The sequence below is a fragment of the Rhodococcus sp. (in: high G+C Gram-positive bacteria) genome (genome assembly GCF_049591685.1).
In the GTDB taxonomy this organism is placed as follows: Bacteria; Actinomycetota; Actinomycetes; order Mycobacteriales; family Mycobacteriaceae; genus Rhodococcoides.
Window position 1 is genome coordinate 1 of the sequence record NZ_JBAWFH010000429.1, and the last position, 2,613, is coordinate 2,613.

Here is a 2,613-nt window from a genome sequence, read left to right on the forward strand (position 1 = left end):
CCCCCCACCGGTACGGCCTGGAAACTCGAATCCACGAGCGATGTCCCGCTGAACATCAGCTTGATGGCGGGCATGATCACCAACTGCAACACCGTGACGGCAACGTTCAGCGCGCTGAAGACGATCAACTGAGCCAGCGTGGGCTTGGCGGCGGCGAACGCGGCCCATCGACGCGTCAGCGGGTTGCCGGTTCTGGGAATCTCACTCACGCCTCCCAGTAGAGCAAAGCGGCATCCACAACATTCCCCGCCCTGCACGATTGGTCGATTCCTGCGCATGAACGGTCTTCCCGAGGAGGGAGCTCACCCTCCGTCACCGTCCGCGTGTGCAGGGAAGAGGACTCGCAGGGAGAACCATCGATCATCCGTCGTGATCGCGACGGCGCCACCGTGCGCGGCTGCGGCGGTCTCGATGTTGCGCAAGCCGTAACCGTGCCCCTGGCCCCGCTGGCGGGTGATGATGCGGTCGCCGTCGCGGAGGACCAGTCCATCGAAGGTGTTCTCCACGCGTACCATCGCGAAGTCGTCCTGGGCGAAGACGGCGAAGCGGATCACGCGCAAGGCATCCATGGGAAGTCGCGCGGCTCCCTCGATCGCGTTGTCGAGGGCATTGCCCACGAGGGAGGTGAGTTCCAACGGACGCATGAAAGAGAGCAGAGCCCCGTCGGCGACGACGGAGACCTCGATCCCGCGTTCTCCCGCGCGCGCGAGCTTGGCGGTCACGATCGCGTCGAGAATATGATTGCCCGTGTTGACGACCGCGCCGTACCGGCGGATCGACTCTTCGAGGCCGTCGAGCATTCGCGAGCGCGTCGAGGCATCCTGCTCGGACCGAATCGCCTCGAGGTGATGCTTCATGTCGTGGTACTTGCGATTGACCTCGTCGATGGACCGACGCGTGATCTCATACTGGTCGTGCTGGCTGCGCAGCAATTGCGCCATGGCCTCAGCGTCTCGCCGCGCCGCCGATTCACGATGGATGCGCAGCTGAACATGGAGTGCGATGAAGCCGCTCAAGTCGACCAGTGTGCGGATGTACAGGATCTCTGAGCCGAAACGTCCACTGAAGGGGGTGTCGGTCGTCACGAAACTGAGATTCGAGATGGCGAAGGTCGCGACAGCGATCGCCATCGCTCCCACCAGTTGCGTCCCGCCGGCGTCGAAGCGTTCGTCGCCGCTGAACTGACGTCGCTCGGTGAACCCGACCAGGCCGAAGACGGCGGTGTAGACCAGCGCGGCACACGCCATCTGCATCCACGGGTTGCCGAGCCCACCGTAGAACCGATCGATCTGCCAGAAGCCGGATGCCGCGAGTTCAGCAAGCACGAATGTCCGCGCGAGCACGAACCCGGCACCACGCGCAGAAGCATCGAGACCCACGTACACGAACGCGTACATCGTGGCGGCCGCGAGGAGCATCCCCGGAATCCACAGTGCAATCGGAAACGTCCCCGCCCAAAGCTGCACGGCGCACAGCGCGCCGAGCGCCACCACGGACACACCGACGGTTCCCCGCCATCCGAACCGACGGCGAGCGATCACGATGTAGACGACGCAGGCCCCCCACTCCGCAACGGCCGTGAGGTAGCGGGGTATTTCCGCGAGGACGGGGCCGGTGACGTCGTTCACGCGGAGATTCCGCGCGACCCGACGTGCTCGGCGAGCGCCGCGTAGAACTCGCGTTTGCGCGGACGACTGATCGGAAGAGTTCCCCCGCCGCGGATGCGGCAGTCATTGCCGTCGATGCCGGTGACATGACGCAGATTCACCAGCAGTCCGCTGTGGCAGCGGAGGAATCCGTTGCCCGCCAGTTCCGCCTCCATCGCTTTCAGCGTCGTCGCGATGCTGAACGTGGCATCGAGCGTGAAGAGATCCACGCGGTGGCGCACGGACTCGACGTAGCGGATGTCGTCGACGGCGACGCGATGATGCACGCCGTCGGTCGCAGTGAAGAGTACTTCGCGACGCGATCGGCGTCGCAGCCTCGTCTGAATGCGCAACATCTCCTGCTCGAACGAGGCATACGCGACCGGTTTGAGCAGGTAGTTCAACGCATCCACTTCGTACCCGCTGACCGCGTAGTGCGGTGAGCTGGTGATGAAAACGATGATGACCTCGGAGTCGACTTCGCGGATGCGGCGGGCCGCGGTCATTCCATCCACACGCGGCATCTGCACGTCGAGAAAGAGGATGTCCCAATCCGGGCGGTACTCCGCGAGAACATCGGCGCCATCGTGGAACGCACCGATGTGGAACTTCTCGCCGTGATCGCGTTGAAAGCGGTCGAGATGCGACAGCAGCCGTTCGATGGCTGCCGTGTCGTCTTCGACGATGCCGATGCGGATCATTCCGCCTCCTTTTCGCGAGTCAGCTGAAGCCGACGACGCGCCGTGCGACGTGGTACGCCAGGCTGGTGGCACGACGACCGGCCTCACCTGGGAGGTTGCTGGTGGCCCCCAACAGACTACGTCGCATGCGGGTGTACAGCCACGGATTCTCGGCCCTGATTTCGCGCCAGAACTCGTCTCGCTGTAGCAGGTGCGACCGCGTACCGCCGTGCGCGAGTGTGGCACTCGTGACAGCGCACACCCCTTCGAGATGGTGGAGCATCGCC

At 64.3% G+C, this 2,613-nt stretch carries 4 protein-coding genes; all 4 read right to left on the reverse strand.

Annotated elements, in window-relative coordinates:
* A partial coding sequence (locus tag WBQ44_RS18110; protein WP_495568059.1) for a hypothetical protein occupies window positions 1-209 on the reverse strand: 209 nt, incomplete at its 3' end.
* A gap of 93 nt (window positions 210-302) precedes the next feature.
* A complete protein-coding gene (locus WBQ44_RS18115) occupies window positions 303-1,628 on the reverse strand; it encodes an ATP-binding protein (protein WP_495568060.1) in 1,326 nt (441 codons plus the stop codon).
* Complete coding sequence (locus WBQ44_RS18120; RefSeq protein WP_495568061.1) at window positions 1,625-2,347, reverse strand: LytR/AlgR family response regulator transcription factor; 723 nt, start codon at window positions 2,345-2,347, stop codon at window positions 1,625-1,627. Before WBQ44_RS18120 ends, WBQ44_RS18115 begins: the two co-directional genes overlap by 4 nt.
* 19 nt (window positions 2,348-2,366) lie before the next feature.
* The coding region (locus WBQ44_RS18125; protein ID WP_495568062.1) for a hypothetical protein at window positions 2,367-2,613 on the reverse strand (247 nt) is incomplete at its 5' end.

What these genes read in the sequence shown, in the direction of transcription:
- WBQ44_RS18120 (WP_495568061.1), bottom strand. Translation starts at nt 2,347, where the DNA reads ATGATCCGCATCGGCATCGTCGAAGACGACACGGCAGCCATCGAACGG.